Annotated in this window: 16 protein-coding genes; 5 read left to right on the top strand and 11 right to left on the bottom strand. The window is 46.0% G+C overall.

Going from position 1 to position 14521, the window contains the following annotated elements; translation table 11 throughout:
* The first annotated feature begins 31 nt into the window (after positions 1-31).
* Entirely contained in the window at positions 32-1543 is a 1512-nt protein-coding gene (locus DYH48_RS15950) for an AAA family ATPase (RefSeq protein WP_006085802.1), read from the top strand.
* A gap of 106 nt (positions 1544-1649) precedes the next feature.
* Here DYH48_RS15950 and DYH48_RS15945 read toward each other — a convergent pair whose 3' ends face one another.
* The 4 genes from DYH48_RS15945 to cysP form a co-directional block, all read right to left on the bottom strand.
* A complete protein-coding gene (locus tag DYH48_RS15945) occupies positions 1650-2780 on the bottom strand; it encodes a sulfate/molybdate ABC transporter ATP-binding protein (RefSeq protein ID WP_006085800.1) in 1131 nt (376 codons plus the stop codon).
* Positions 2777-3643, bottom strand: a complete 867-nt coding sequence (cysW, locus tag DYH48_RS15940) for a sulfate ABC transporter permease subunit CysW (protein ID WP_012588361.1) — start codon at positions 3641-3643, stop codon at positions 2777-2779. Before cysW ends, DYH48_RS15945 begins: the two co-directional genes overlap by 4 nt.
* Positions 3644-3652: 9 nt before the next feature.
* The gene (gene cysT, locus DYH48_RS15935; RefSeq protein ID WP_115335322.1) at positions 3653-4498 is read right to left on the bottom strand and encodes a sulfate/thiosulfate ABC transporter permease CysT; all 846 of its coding nucleotides are present in this window, start codon (positions 4496-4498) and stop codon (positions 3653-3655) included.
* A 195-nt stretch (positions 4499-4693) separates the two neighbouring features.
* Complete coding sequence (gene cysP / locus DYH48_RS15930) at positions 4694-5701, bottom strand: thiosulfate ABC transporter substrate-binding protein CysP (RefSeq protein WP_115335321.1); 1008 nt, start codon at positions 5699-5701, stop codon at positions 4694-4696.
* A gap of 212 nt (positions 5702-5913) precedes the next feature.
* Here cysP and cysM point away from each other — a divergent pair, with 212 nt between their 5' ends.
* A complete protein-coding gene (cysM, locus tag DYH48_RS15925) occupies positions 5914-6792 on the top strand; it encodes a cysteine synthase CysM (protein ID WP_115335320.1) in 879 nt (292 codons plus the stop codon).
* Positions 6793-6884: 92 nt separating this feature from the next.
* Here the strand turns inward: cysM and DYH48_RS15920 are convergent, their stop codons facing one another.
* Positions 6885-7421 carry a DUF4136 domain-containing protein gene (locus DYH48_RS15920; protein WP_115335319.1) on the bottom strand — a complete coding sequence of 179 codons (537 nt, stop codon included), beginning with the start codon at positions 7419-7421 and terminating at the stop codon, positions 6885-6887.
* 205 nt (positions 7422-7626) lie between these two features.
* Here DYH48_RS15920 and DYH48_RS15915 point away from each other — a divergent pair, with 205 nt between their 5' ends.
* Positions 7627-7932, top strand: a complete 306-nt coding sequence (locus tag DYH48_RS15915) for a DUF1289 domain-containing protein (protein WP_107402451.1) — start codon at positions 7627-7629, stop codon at positions 7930-7932.
* A 130-nt stretch (positions 7933-8062) separates the two neighbouring features.
* Here DYH48_RS15915 and DYH48_RS15910 read toward each other — a convergent pair whose 3' ends face one another.
* The 5 genes from DYH48_RS15910 to DYH48_RS15890 all read right to left on the bottom strand — a co-directional run bounded on the left by DYH48_RS15910 (position 8063) and on the right by DYH48_RS15890 (position 11936).
* Complete coding sequence (locus DYH48_RS15910) at positions 8063-9331, bottom strand: ATP-binding protein (RefSeq protein WP_115335318.1); 1269 nt, start codon at positions 9329-9331, stop codon at positions 8063-8065.
* A 20-nt stretch (positions 9332-9351) separates the two neighbouring features.
* Positions 9352-10056, bottom strand: a complete 705-nt coding sequence (locus DYH48_RS15905) for a response regulator (RefSeq protein ID WP_115335317.1) — start codon at positions 10054-10056, stop codon at positions 9352-9354.
* On the bottom strand, positions 10056-10466 hold the full coding sequence (locus tag DYH48_RS15900) for a DUF3019 domain-containing protein (RefSeq protein ID WP_115335316.1): 411 nt from the start codon (positions 10464-10466) through the stop codon (positions 10056-10058). The genes DYH48_RS15905 and DYH48_RS15900 overlap by 1 nt, the downstream gene beginning before the upstream one ends.
* A gap of 5 nt (positions 10467-10471) precedes the next feature.
* Positions 10472-11335 (bottom strand): MipA/OmpV family protein, encoded by an 864-nt coding sequence (locus tag DYH48_RS15895; RefSeq protein ID WP_037391137.1) that lies wholly within the window; start codon positions 11333-11335, stop codon positions 10472-10474.
* A gap of 364 nt (positions 11336-11699) precedes the next feature.
* Entirely contained in the window at positions 11700-11936 is a 237-nt protein-coding gene (locus tag DYH48_RS15890; RefSeq protein ID WP_006080575.1) for a hypothetical protein, read from the bottom strand.
* Between the two features lie 779 nt (positions 11937-12715).
* Between DYH48_RS15890 and DYH48_RS15885 the strand changes: the two genes are divergently transcribed.
* A complete protein-coding gene (locus DYH48_RS15885; protein WP_006085788.1) occupies positions 12716-13279 on the top strand; it encodes an acetate uptake transporter in 564 nt (187 codons plus the stop codon).
* Positions 13280-13350: 71 nt separating this feature from the next.
* On the opposite strand, the gene DYH48_RS15880 is transcribed toward DYH48_RS15885, so the two are convergent.
* Positions 13351-13821, bottom strand: coding sequence for a YcxB family protein (locus tag DYH48_RS15880; protein ID WP_115335315.1), 471 nt, complete (start codon positions 13819-13821; stop codon positions 13351-13353).
* Between the two features lie 311 nt (positions 13822-14132).
* On the opposite strand from DYH48_RS15880, the gene DYH48_RS15875 reads away from it, so the two are divergent.
* Positions 14133-14471 carry a TehB family protein gene (locus DYH48_RS15875; RefSeq protein WP_115335314.1) on the top strand — a complete coding sequence of 113 codons (339 nt, stop codon included), beginning with the start codon at positions 14133-14135 and terminating at the stop codon, positions 14469-14471.
* Positions 14472-14521: the final 50 nt, after the last annotated feature.

The following is a 14521-nucleotide window of genomic DNA, read 5'->3' as shown; positions in this document are numbered from 1 at the left end:
TTTTAGGTTAGTTAAAAGGGATGTGAAAGACATGCAAGATATTCGCGATTTAACCTCAGTGCTGCGCTCCAATACGCCAATCGTAGTGATTGAAACCTATGAAGAATATCGCGTGGTCGAGTTACTTAAACGGGTCGCCAGTGTGCTTTATCAACCTGTGTTTACTTGGAGCATTACCCAAGGTTTAGCACGGGTCGATAAACCTATGGCGGCGCAAAAGTTTAATAGCGAACCCACAGATTTGCTTGGACAAATTAAATCAACCTCGCAGCAGGGGATTTATGTGCTGTGCGACTTTCATCCCTTTGTGATTGATGCGCCAAAGAATGTCCGTTTACTCAAAGAAATCGCCCTCGAATACGAGACACTGCAACACACATTAGTGCTAGTGAGTCATGCCTTTGATATCCCGCCCGAAATCAAACGTTATTGCGCCTATTTTCAATTAACCTTGCCAAGCACAGTGCAATTGCAAAACCTGATTTACCTTGAGGTCGATAAAATTCGTCACCAAGGCACGCCGTTATTGGTCGATGATACCGCTGTGGTTAAATTGGCAGAGAATCTGCGGGGTGTGACCTTAGACGATGCTCGTCGTCTGGTGCGCAAAGCCATAGTCGATGATGGTGCTATTACCTTGTCTGATATTGATGCCATCAATAAAGCTAAGTTTCAGTTACTCGACTTAAATGGCGTGCTGCAATTTGAATACGACACCAGTGATTTCTCGCAGGTCGCTGGGCTGCATAATCTTAAAAAATGGCTCAAGCAGCGCGCACCCATAGCGGCTGTCAGCACCCTTGACCAAGGCGATAAGCCGACTCCAGTTCAGCAGGCTAAAGCGCTCGATGCGCCTAAGGGGATTTTGCTGCTCGGTGTTCAGGGCAGTGGTAAGAGCCTCGCGGCTAAGGCTGTTGCGGGCGTCTGGCAACGACCTTTGCTCAGACTCGATATGGCTGCCTTATATAACAAATACATAGGTGAAACCGAGAAGAACCTGCGAAATGCACTGGAGCTCGCCGACATGATGTCGCCCTGCGTGCTTTGGATAGATGAAATTGAAAAAGGCTTAAGCGGCAATAGCAGCGATGAGGGCACCTCGACGCGTATTCTCGGCACCTTACTCACTTGGATGGCGGAGCGTAAATCTGAAGTGTTTGTGGTGGCGACCGCGAATGACATTCAAGCCTTGCCGCCAGAATTGATGCGAAAGGGCAGGATGGATGAAATCTTTTTTGTCGATTTACCCGACGAAGCCATACGTAAAGCCATCTTCTTAATCCATTGTCAGCGCCGTGGAATCGATGTGGCGAGCTTAGATCTCGCCCAATTATCGGCCCGCAGCCAAGGATTTTCTGGCGCCGAAATCGAACAAGCGGTTATTGCTGCCATGTATACCGCAAGAAGCGTTGAGCGCAGTGTCGATCAAGTGTTACTACTCGAAGAACTCAGTAAAACTCGGCCTTTATCTGTGGTCATGAGCGATAAAATCAATGCGCTACGACAATGGGCCGCAAGCCGAACCGTGAATGCCCATGAGTAAGATTTCTGCTTCATGCCATGAGTGCTAGCTAGATCCGGCTGACGGCTTTAGCGGTATCACTGCCCAGTGATACCGCCAATGCTGCTGATTTCTATCAGAATGAAATTTAGATGTCGAAGGCGAGACTGCCAGGTGCCAGGAATGGCCAGCTTAGACGCGTTGGTGAGCTTTCACCTTGCGCTCCAAAGAAGTAACCGGTTCTTGGGGTGGCGTAAACCATGCTGCCTTTTTGTAACCCGAGTTCATGCAGATTATGGTGGGTGAACTTGGCTTCCCACAGCTCTTCGCTATGCCAGCCGTGTGGAGCTAATTCCACTCTGACTTCGGCGCCAATGGGGGTCATGGCGACAATATCGAACGGCAAATTTGCCTGACTATTAGGCTTGTTTGACAGCGCTAATTCGTGACTGCGTACATAGAGCACACCATCTTGCTGTAATGTTTGTTGTTCAGGAGGCGTTAAAAATGCTTGGCCATTTTCCCAACGCTTTTGTTGCCAACTGGCTTCAAAGACATTGACGTTACCGAGAAAATCAAACACAAAGCGACTATTGGGATGCGAGTATAACTCAGCAGGCGTATTGATCTGCTCGATATGACCATTGCTCATCACCACCACTCTATCAGAGAGTTCAAGCGCTTCATCTTGATCATGGGTCACAAACACGCTGGTGAATTTCAATTCTTCATGTAGGCTGCGTAGCCAGCGGCGTAGTTCTTTACGCACTTTGGCATCCAAGGCACCAAAGGGTTCGTCGAGTAGCAAGACTTCGGGTTGCGTCGCGAGTGCACGGGCCAAGGCAATTCGCTGTTTTTGTCCACCCGAGAGCTGTTCAGGATAGCGCTGTGCGAGATGGCCTAGTTGTACTATTTCAAGTAGTTGGGTCACGCGTTTACGTATTTCTGCCGCTGAAGGTTTTTGCTTTTTAGGCATAACTTCGAGTCCAAAGGCGACGTTATCGGCGACCGTCATATGACGAAACAGCGCATAGTTTTGAAACACAAAGCCCACTCGTCTTTCACGCACATGCACTTGGGTGACATCTCGGTCACCGAAATAAATGTTGCCGCTATCGGCTCCCTCGAGCCCAGCAATAATCCGCAGTAACGTGGTTTTACCCGAACCTGAAGGTCCCAACAGACCAATCATTTCCCCTTCTTGAATATCAAGATCCAGCGGGGAAAGCGCCTGAAACTTGCCAAATTTCTTGGAAATATTAGTAAGACGAATACTCATAATGGGCTCTGCTCTTTATTGTCATTGGCGGATAAACTGCGTTGTTGTCGCCATTCCACTACGGCTTTTAACATTAGGGTAAATAGGGCGATCAAGGCCAGTAATGACGCGCTCGCGAAGGCGGCTTCGGCCTGATAATCTTCGTACAATAACTGCACGTGTAAAGGTAAGGTGTTGGTTTCGCCACGAATGTTGCCAGAGACAACCGCGACAGCACCAAATTCGCCCACGGCTCTGGCATTGGTGAGGATCACACCGTAAATCAGTGCCCACTTGATATTAGGGAGCGTTACTCGGCGGAAGAGTTGCCACCATGAGGCGCCGAGGATCACTGCGGCTTCCTCTTCTGAAGCACCCTGTTGTTGCATTAATGGAATGAGTTCTCTGGCGACAAAGGGACAAGTGACAAAAATGGTGACTAACAGTATTCCCGGCCAAGCAAACATGATCTGCAGATCGTGCTCATATAGCCATTCACCCAGCCAACCACTGTTGCCATAGAGCAGTAAATAGAGCAAACCTGCGACGACGGGGGAGACCGCAAATGGAATATCAATTAGCGTGATCAACAACTTGCGACCCGGGTATTCAAACCGAGTGACACTCCACGCCAGCATAATTCCGAACACTAAATTGATCGGGACTGTGAGCGCCGCAACCATCAGCGTCAAACCAATCGCATGCAGCGAATCTGGCTGACTTAAGTGGCCGATATAACGCTCCCAACCTCCGACAAACGCTTGCTGAAAAATACTCACCAGTGGCAATAGCAACAAGAGCAAACCTAAGAACACGGCGAGTGTAATCAGGCTCCATTTGATAAGAGGGGCTTCACCGACTCTTAAGGGCTTAAATGAGTTCATGTTTGCTCCTTATCGTCCATGAATGCGGCGTAAATAACGCGCCTGCCACAGGTTTATTAACAGTAATAGCAGTAGCGAGGTCATCAGCACCACTGAGGCAATGGCACTGGCGCCGGCAAAATCAAACTCCTGCAGGCGGACAAAGATCATTAACGATGTGATTTCGCTGATATAGGGCATGTTGCCCGCGATAAAGATAACGGCACCAAATTCACCTAGGCTGCGGGTAAAAGACAGTGCTGTCCCGACCATCAAGGCTGGCCACAATGACGGCAAAATGATCCGCCAGAATACCGCGCGATCCGAGGCGCCAAGGGTCATGCCCGCTTCTTCTTCATCGTGGGATAACTCTTCAAGAACCGGTTGCACGGTACGCACCACAAAGGGAATACTGGTGAAAATCATCGCGACCACTATGCCTAGCGGGGTATAGGCGACTTTTATGCCCAGTTCTGCCAGTACACTACCGATTTGGCCATTTTCGGCATACAGGGTTGCTAAGGTGATACCTGCAACGGCGGTCGGCAACGCAAAGGGTAAATCCACCAATGCATCTAAGATACGTTTGCCGGGGAATTCATAACGTACCAGCACCCATGCGAGTAATAATCCGAAAAGGCAGTTAAATAGCGATGCTGTGAGTGCTGATAGAATGGTAACTCGGTAACTCGCCAACACCCGAGGATCTGTGATGACGCCCCAGTATTCAGACAAGCTCATTGAACTGGTCTGCATAATCAGTCCAGTGGTTGGCAATAATAGGATCAGGCTGACAAACAGTAGGGACACACCTAAGCTGATGGTAAAACCTGGAAGAACCCGCTTATGGCGTAAACGCCCGTTATTAAAAATCACAGAATAATCACCCGGTCAGGTTAATTGAGTTAATCCAATACGCTGTATTTGCCGTCAGCGATCGGCTGTCTTAGTTAAAGACTATTGAATTCGTCTTCGCTGCTTGAAAATCATCACTCGTCAATGCGCTAAAATTGCTTAACCCGGGACTGAGCCCGGGTTGCAATATTAACCTGTTATAGCATCAAGCTGAAATTAGCGCTTGAGTAACTCATCGAGTTTTGCACCGTTAGCAAACTGCGTTTTCATGGCATTATCCCAACCACCGATGATTTGCTCAACAGTCAGCAGGTCAACCGTAGGAAACTGTTTAGCAAACTCAGCCTGAACCTTTTCGTTGTTTACACGATAGTTGAAGCCGGCCAATAGTCGTTGTGATTCTTCGCTGTAGAGATAATTCAAATACTCAGTCGCTAGCTCCTGTGTGCCGTTGCGTTTAGCGTTTTTCTCTACCACAGCGACGGGAAACTCAGCCAGAATAGATGTTTTTGGCACTATGACTTGGTAATCGTCGGCACCATATTGCTGACGGATATTGTTCACTTCCGATTCAAACGTAATCAGCACATCACCGATACCGCGTTCTACAAACGAGGTGGTTGCACCACGACCGCCAGTATCAAACACGGCTACGTTGCCGAGGAATTTTTTCAGAAATTGATCCAGTGAAGCCTGATTATCCTTACCAAAGCTTTTTTGGGCATAACCTAATGCGGCTAAATAGGTGTAGCGCGCATTACCAGAGGTTTTTGGGTTAGGAAAGACCAGTTTAACGTCATCTCTTGCTAAATCGCCCCAGTCGCTGATCTGTTTTGGGTTACCTTTGCGTACCAAAAATGCGATGGTGGAATAGTAAGGTGAACTGGCGTTAGGCAGTAATTGTTGCCAATTTTCTGGGATCAATTTACCGCGGTCATGGAGTACCTGTACGTCTGTCACTTGGTTAAACGTCACCACATCTGCTGGCAATCCTTGCAGAATTGAGCGTGCCTGTGCCGATGATCCAGCATGGGATTGTTTAATCTCGACAGTTTTACCTGTTTTCTCTTGCCAATGTTTGGCGAAAACGGGGTTGTAGGCACTGAATAATTCCCGCGCGATATCGTAAGAAGAATTCAGCAGGGTTTGATCTGCGGCAGCCACATTGAGTGACGTTCCCAGAAAGAGCGTTCCCAGTAGGGCCTTTATCACTTTTATTTGCATTTGCTACTCCTTAAACTGGCAACTTTGTCAGCGTTATGACATATAGAGTAGTTGAAGTAATTATTTATAAGAAGTCAGTTAAATAGAACTTTTTTGAATAAGTATGAGCGATTTATTGTATGCCATAGATCATTTTCACTGTGTTTGTGCATGCTAACCCACTTAGAATAGGCTAACGCTTAGTTGTTTTTATCAAGTAAAGGATAATCCTAGTGTCTGACTTTCCGACAATTGAAGCCTGTATTGGGCAAACTCCGCTGGTTCGCTTGCAGCGGCTTAACTGTGGCACCTCAACTGTACTGTTAAAGTTGGAAGGTAATAACCCAGCGGGTTCAGTGAAGGATCGTGCAGCACTCAATATGATCATTCAGGCCGAACTGCGTCAAGAGATCCGCCCGGGTGATACGCTTATCGAGGCGACGAGTGGCAATACTGGGATTGCGTTAGCGATGGCGGCGGCGATCAAAGGATACAAGATGATCCTGATTATGCCCGAAAACTCGACCCAAGAGCGTAAGGATGCGATGCAAGCTTATGGCGCAGAACTCATGCTGGTGGATAACATGGAAACGGCGCGGGATTTGGCACTGCAGTTACAAACCGAAGGCAAAGGTAAGGTGCTGGATCAGTTTAATAATCAAGATAATGCGAATGCGCATTTCCTCACCACAGGTCCGGAAATCTGGCAACAGAGTCAAGGTAAAATCACTCACTTTGTCTCTAGCATGGGGACAACTGGCACCATAATGGGTGTGTCTAAATACCTTAAAAGCTGTAATCCTGACATCACGATTGTCGGCCTTCAGCCCGCCGATGGCAGTAGCATTCCTGGGATCCGCCGTTGGCCGCAGGCCTACTTGCCGGGGATTTTCGATGCATCCCGTGTAGATTTAGTCATGGATGTTGAAGAGCAAGATGCAAAAACCATGGCGAGAGCCTTAGCGCGCGAAGAAGGGATTTGTGCTGGCGTTAGCTCTGGTGGTGCAGTGTTTGCTGCGCTGGAGATAGCGAGACGATATCCAGATTCAGTGGTCGTGGCGATTGTTTGTGATAGGGGCGATCGTTACCTTTCATCAGGGCTTTTTTCCTGAGTCCAAGATATTTCGCCTAAGTTATTTGACGACAAGCATTCTTCATTAATAAAAATGGGCGGAATTCGCCCATTTTTATTGACTCTTCATGATCATTTTTTCGGTGGGAACTGCGCCAAAATCCGACTGACGGCTTTGGCGGTATCTTGGGCTTTCTCATTGCCGCCTGCATCGAAATCATAACTGTCGCTACCACGCCAAATGAGCGCTTTGGTCTTTGGGTCGACAATATCTATATGAATAGTTTGAATTTTAGCGGTATTACTGCCCAGTGGTACCCCAACGCTGGTACCTATTCCTATCCCACCTGAACTCCCAAATGTGCCAGTACCTAATCCAATAGATAGCCCTGAATCTTTAGGTTTATCTTGGGTCAGTAGGGCGTAGGCGACGTTAAAGTCGGGGGCTTGGGTATTCTCGACAAAGCCTTTTTGAGCCAACTGATTGTTGATTTCTACTTGAATGCGTTGGGCGCTGAGTGGGTCGTCCGTTGGCTGTGGTGTTAGCTGGGTAAAGCTGTGCAGTGTGCTGAAGTCGTAATTGAGATCGTAATCGTTTTTCGGTTTACTGCTACAAGCGCTTAATAAGGCAACGGCGACGAGCAGACTGGCAAAGTGACGGTATCCCATGATAGTGCTCCAAGTTGTACAAACACTGTTCAATGTGCCTTGATTAAGGTTGTTTCTGCAAGTACTTTAGATAAGTGTGTTGTATTTGAATTGCTTTAAACGCCATTCGGCAGCTTCTTTTTGGGCATGGGGCGTTTAACCATGGTTCATCTGAGCATGCTTCATTTGAGAACAGCTCATTTTGACAGAGGAATAGCGGCGGGTTATGGAACAGTTAGCCTTTTTTGATATCCCCAGTCCCTGTATCGGTGTGTGTGCCACCGATGCGCGCGGTTACTGTAATGGTTGCCTGCGAAGCCGTGACGAAAGATTCAATTGGTTAACGTTTTCAGATGCGCAAAAGTACGATGTCATTCGGCTGTGCACTCAACGTAAACGCCGTCGCCAGTTGGCGATGATGAAAGCAAGGCAAGCGCAAATTGAGCAAGAAAGGGCGGCGTTAAATCCGCAGTTGAATTTTGAGCCTGAGCCCGAAGCCGATCTGGATTTTGGTGGCTTCGATCTAGACTAATGTGTTGAATAATTTGTGAAATAGTCTTGTTTAACTAGCTTGTTTAACTGACCAGTTTTACTGGCTTGTAGAATTAGCGCGTTAGATGAATAACAGATCCGCAGCCGTTTAATCCCTATCCTAATCCCTATTACAGCTTGCGTTTCTTCGGCCAGATTAAATTAAATCGGGTATGTTGCGCATTACTGGTGACGCTGACATTCCCCTGGTGTCGCTGCATAATCCGTTTGATGATCGCAAGTCCCAAACCATGCCCTTTATTGCCATTTTGCACCGATTGGCTGCGATAAAAAGGCTCGAACACTTTGGGTAAATCCACCGCGGGGATAGCTTCGCCGTCGTTACTCACACTTAAATTCACCCTGTGCTGCGTTTGCTTAACCTCAATAATGATTTCAGTACGGGCAAAGCGTTGGGCATTGGTCAGTAAATTTTGCAGCGCACGTTCAATCAATGCAGGTTCCCCAAACAAGGGCAGTTTTTCGACTTCTGTCTTTAAGGTAATAGGCGTTGGACTTAAGGTTTCTAGGCGCTTAATGCTTTGATTGATGAGATTAATTAAATCGTATTCATCCAACTGGATACCTTCTCGCTGGGACTCTAAGCTGGCGTAGGTCAGTAGTTCTTGGAGTAAGTCTTCCATTTCTTTGATATCGAGCTGCATCTCATCGAGAAAATCTTGGCGCTTTTGTTCGTCCGAATCGGGCTGACAATACATGGGCATAAGTGCAAGGGCGAATTTGAGTCTCGCCAGCGGCGTGCGGATCTCATGGGAGACCGCATTAGACAGGTGTTTCTGGTTCTCAATCAAGGCGCTGATATGTCGCGCCATTTCGTTAAAGGTATTGGCTAAGGGTTTGACCTGAGAGCGATTTGACAGGGTAATCCGCGTGTCCCATTTGGCTTCGCCAAACTCTTTAGTGGCCTTACGCAGTATGCTCAAATCCCGAGAAAGCGGGCCAACCCAGATCAGCGCGACCAGGGCGAGTGATAAATAGAAGAACAGGGTGAACAGGCTACGAAGGTTAGCTCTGGGATCGATGTCCAGCGGCCCCGCCATTAAGACTTGATCGCCGACTCGGATAAATTGCAGCAGGTTATCGTCATTGGTCGTGGTGGTGAACACAGTACTGGTACTGATGGCTTGATTGTCTGCTAGCGCGACTTGACCGGCACTGAGCAATTGCAACGGCATCACAGGATTGGCTGGGATCGCCTCCAGATACCTTTGGCGGGTATCGGGAGGCAGTTCCGCTAACAATTGCGCCAAGGCCACTAATGGCGCATCGAGGGCGTTATTGTCATCCACATTTTTCTGCCACAGGCTGTCGAGTGTCCAGCCAATCCCAAGCACGCTGAGACTGAGTAGCAGATATAAACTGATAAAGAGACGTTTCACTGTATCTGTGCTTAGTTATTCTAGGCTTCAGGAGCAAAGAGGTAACCTTGTCCCCAAACGGTTTTAATTCTGAAAGGTGTCTCGATATTATCGTTGAGTTTTTTACGTAATCTAGAGATACGCACGTCAATTTTTCGATCTTTACCATCGAAATCAATATTGAGTAACAGCTGATAGATATACTGACGGCTGAGTACTTGGCCAGCTTGTGAGGCCAGTAACCACAGCAACTCGAATTCGTGGCTGGTGAGATCGATTTCAGTTTCATTGAGGCGAATCGCGTGGGTATGCGGGTCGATACTCAGTTTACCAAAGGTCAAACAGTGGGATTCCGCCTGAGGTGGCTGATTCTGACGACGAAGTAAGTTGTTGATCCGCGCGACTAACAGAGCAGGATCGACGGGCTTAACCACATAGTCATCGGCACCGAGTTCTAAGCCTTTGATTTGATCTTCGCTTGAGCCAAGTGCGCTCATTAGCAGGATTGGGCCTGCAAAATAGTCGGGCAGTTTCTCACACAGGGTGAGGCCATCCATGCCCGGCAGCATAATGTCTAACAGTATGATATCTGGCTTGTAATTGATTAATCGCGTTAATACTGTGTCGCCACGGCGTTCAACTTCAACATGCATACCATGGGATTTTAGGTAATCTACAATCAAGTTTGCTAAGCGAACGTCGTCTTCAACCAATAATACTCTGTGGTTCGATTGTGGGCTTGTCATTAAAATAAACTCCAAGGGTTGCGGTAACGTCTGCGAACCTGAGGTTGTGATGCAGAAGTGATTTTAAGTTTGGCACCAGCCAAAGTTTGGTTACTGTTTTTACTCACCATGACAAATTGAATATCCGTCATGGTATGGATTTTCATGCTTAACGTATGGGTTGAAACTGAATCACTGCACCATTTGGGATAGGCGGCATTGTCGGACAAAATACAGATAAGCTCATCTTTGGCGAGCTCCCACTGCAGTTCAATATAGACGTCGCAGGCCTGAGTTTCTGAACTGGTAATACAAATTTCGGGTGTGAGTTTAAGTGACGAGTCGCGAGTTTTAGCTTGTGCAGAACTTGGGCCCATCAAGCCGAGGCTTAGACCAAGAAAGCAAAGCAAGCTTAACTGAGGCAGCGTCACTAACGTTAGAACCTATAGGCTGCGCCGATAAAGTAGGTGCTGCTATAGTCTTGGTCTAACAAGGGACTGGCGGCAATCTCATCGGCAATTAGAGTGTAACGAACTGCCAAGAGTAGATCCCAATTGTCAGTTAATATATAACGGGCCGTCATTTCCGCACCTTTATCCCAACCTGATTTTGCTTGATATTGTTCACTCCAATAGGCGTTTTCACTCGGTCTAACGCCATAATAATAATCGACCACTGCTTGGCTCTTCCAATCAAACACCAGTGCGAATTCAAAAATGAAACGATCGTAATCCCAGCCATAGGTCCATTTTATTTGTGCTTCTGAACCTTGATGAACATTAAACATATCATGGGTGTACGCCAATCGAATAATGCCGAGTCGGGTATAGATGAATGCTTCGGCACCGCCAAGTAGGGTGAAGTTCCGCGTCTCTAAAGAATTAAATTCACGTTCGGGTTCTGTCGACAAAGACATGTTATTTATGGCTTTGGCTTCGACTTGTGTGCCGCGGTTCAAAAAGATATTCGATGGGTCCCATCGATAGAAATAGGCTCTATCTAAGCTATAACTGGTGACGAGATTGAACGTGAAGCTTTCTTGCTCGGCTAAGGTGTAGCCTAAATTACCATTATCGAAGAACCAGTGTTCGCCGTAATAGGCCACTGTAGGGATAAAGAACAGTGGAATATCGTCAAAATCCTTGAGTGGATTGCTTTTTTGTCCCCAGCCAATGGCGACGCCGAGATCCCAGTTGTTCATCTCAATACACTGATTTTCTGATGCGCAGGTTTCTTTCGCCATTCCGACAGAAGGCAAAATACTTAAACTTGTAATGAGGACAAAAAGGATGCGATACATGATTTAACGATTAAGGGCTGAGGTTAATAATACAGGAAAATAGATTAGCATTTTATGCCCAATTCAACAGTGGTTTCATTCGCAGGGATGCAAAATGATACAGCTATCAATTAAATAGTAAATTTGTAGATCGCACAATACCTTGATAGTCATGCTAAAAGCCTATTTTGGTGGCTTTCATACGGTTAATTGTGGATGTTAAATTTTGTATTCGATACGTTTCGTCTGTAACTGAAATGATATTAATTGTGAGCTGAATAGCTGTGTTACTTGAAAACAATAATGCCATTCGCAGATGTGAATGGCATTGAATGAAGCTGAAGAACGCGCTTTTGCGGTATTAACGTTGGGATTAGAATGAAGATTAATTAACCTCAGTAACCGACTTGTAGCCCATTTCTGTCAGTTGATCGTTTACACAATCAAGCACATATTGTTTTAGCTCTGCATTCTCGACTTGATCTTCAGAGGCCATCTGCTGGCACACTTCTTTCAGCTGAGCGATATCGGCTGCTGGTGCAGGCGGTAAAGATGAGTCGTCAGCAAGGGTCGTGAAGCTCACTAATGCCAACAGGGTGAAAACAGCTGATAACTTATTCATTTTATTTCCTTTAGTTATGTATTGTTAACTACAGATTAAGAAGCATTCTCTTAATACCACTGCGCCAACATCTGCAATTTATCACTGCTATTCTGTTTTAGATATAAATAATTTTTACCTTTTGGAGTTAAGGTTTTTAGCTTGTTTTCCCTTGATTCGCTTTAAGCAAATCTGATGCTTAAGTGCTGTTCAATAGACTTAGCTTTAGTCATTATCCCAACAGATAAACCTGTTGAGTTTGGCTTTAGCGCAAAGGGCTTTGTGCAAAGGTTATATGCAGAGTGAGTCGTGCTTAACTCCTGCATTAGCTTCGTAGGCTAAAATAGGCTAAATCTGGCATCACAGAGTTGGTTTTTTCCAAAAGTGCCACTTACATCACCTTAACCACTTATTTGCGATTAAGTGCAGTATTATTGCTATTTTAGCCCTAATTTTGATTAAGGTTTTAAGGACGCTTAATACTAAACTATGCGGCAGTTATAAAAAGTCGCATAAAATGCGATATGACGCAGGTTGTAGTCGGCTTTCTTCCTAGAATAATGAATTGAAAAGAATTAATTTTTAATCAAAATTAGGACTTGGTTTATTTTCAGTATGTTTAATTTTAAGTGTATGTTTTTATTTTGTATTTATTGCTACTTATTCATTTTTAATGATTTCGTTGCCAAGGTTGTAGCTATCCTCTAGAATGCGCGGCTCTCGCAGGTGCGAGAACATAAGGTTTACGGTTAATGCCGTTGATTTTTATTGAATTATTGATTTTTCTCTAGGGGAACTCTGTGTCTACAAAACTGGCTAATCCAGCGCCATTAGGTTTAATGGGCTTTGGTATGACAACGATTTTGTTAAACATCCATAACGCGGGATATTTCCCTATTGATTCTATGATCTTAGCCATGGGGATTTTTTACGGCGGCATTGGTCAAGTGATTGTGGGTATTATGTGTTTTATGCGCGGCGATACTTTCGGTACGACGGCATTTACCTCTTACGGGTTGTTTTGGTTAACATTAGTGGGATTAATCTTAATGCCTAATGCGGGCATTGCGGCGAGTCCAACGTATTTTATGGGCTGGTATTTAACACTTTGGGGCATATTCACCGCATTTATGTTTGTGGGTTCTTTACGTTATCCACGAGCTAAGCAATTTGTGTTTGCTTCTTTGACTGTCTTATTTTTCCTATTAGCGGCGCGTGATTTCACGGGCAGCGCCTTGATTGGCACTATTGCTGGCTTTGAAGGGATCATCTGTGGTGCGAGTGCGATTTATTTTGCGATGGCGCAGGTGCTCAATAATGAGTATGGCCGCACGATTTTACCGGTTGGTGAATTGAAAAAGTAATGCTGCAGTGATGAAGACTGGTGAAAAGGCTGATAAAAATCAGCCTTTTTTATGGGTATTTTTTAGCGGGACTAGATTTTAGTTTTAATATAGGCCGCAGCCGCCTCATCTAAGCTACGCAAGGATACATAACTCGTGCCTGCCTTGTGGGTGATCAAGAAACCTTTTTCAGTTTCTTTAATCCGGTAAATGTCGGTCCATAAAATTTGGCTGGTCACTGACATAGATTGAGTGTGAATCCCTTGCTCATCAATGGTGAGCGTGACCTCATTGCTGGCCGCTTTACTCATCATTTGACGCATCAACCACCATGCCTTGTGATACTTCACATTGAGCGCCTCGATAACGCCGAGTCCAACGAAGAAGTAAGCTAAATACAGGCTAATGTCGGCGAAGATCAGCGCGATACCTATCAGGGCCAACCCTATGGCTTTGTAGTAAGGTTTGAGCGTGGGATCAGGCACGACAGATTGGGTATAGCACTCATCGAAATGGGCTTTATCTAAAATATAGGTCGTTGAGTAAGAATAGGGCGTCGGCATAATGTCATCTATTTTAGGTGCTGCTTAATGCGGGCTAGTGTAGCGATTACAGTGATAAAAGTAACTAAAGTAACGAATGCATAAAGTTGCTAGTGTATTAAGTCGCTACGTATAAAGTAGCTAATATCTAAAGTGCTATGGTCGCTCGCGTGAGTATGGGTAAGTGCGGCGTCGCGTCCTAGGCCAATGTTGGAAGGATCTCCTTGATGAAACTAACTCTGGGAGTTGGACAGAAATGCTGCAACGGCTATATTAGTCTTGTCGTCAGCGTTATTCGATCCCATGAGTCCCTCAAGGAGTGCGAAAGCATAATGGCCTTAGTCCCTAAAGATTTTGTAAATTACAAATCAACGCCGGTTTTCTGCCGTGACAACGTCCCTAACATGTTGCTGCACATGCACAATACGAAGGCTGGCGTGTATGGGCAGATCCAAGTGCTAACGGGCAGCTTAAAGTTCTATGGCTTTACGGGCAGCAGAGGCGAGTTAGATAAAGAAATCATCATTCGCGCCGATGAAACGGCCATTTCTCATCCCGAGTATTGGCACAAAGTGGAGCTACTGACAGAAGATACCCAGTTCAGACTCCACTTTTATGCCCATAAAGATTCCGCCATAGTGGCGCAGCAACAATCCGAGCGAAGTGAATAGTGCTTAGCACCTAACATCTAGCTCCTAGCAACTAACACTCAGTCCAATTC

The sequence above is a fragment of the Shewanella baltica genome, from assembly GCF_900456975.1.
In the GTDB taxonomy this organism is placed as follows: domain Bacteria; phylum Pseudomonadota; class Gammaproteobacteria; order Enterobacterales; family Shewanellaceae; genus Shewanella; species Shewanella baltica.
Note: the sequence above shows the minus strand (reverse complement) of the source record. Positions and strands in the feature narration are given on the sequence as shown.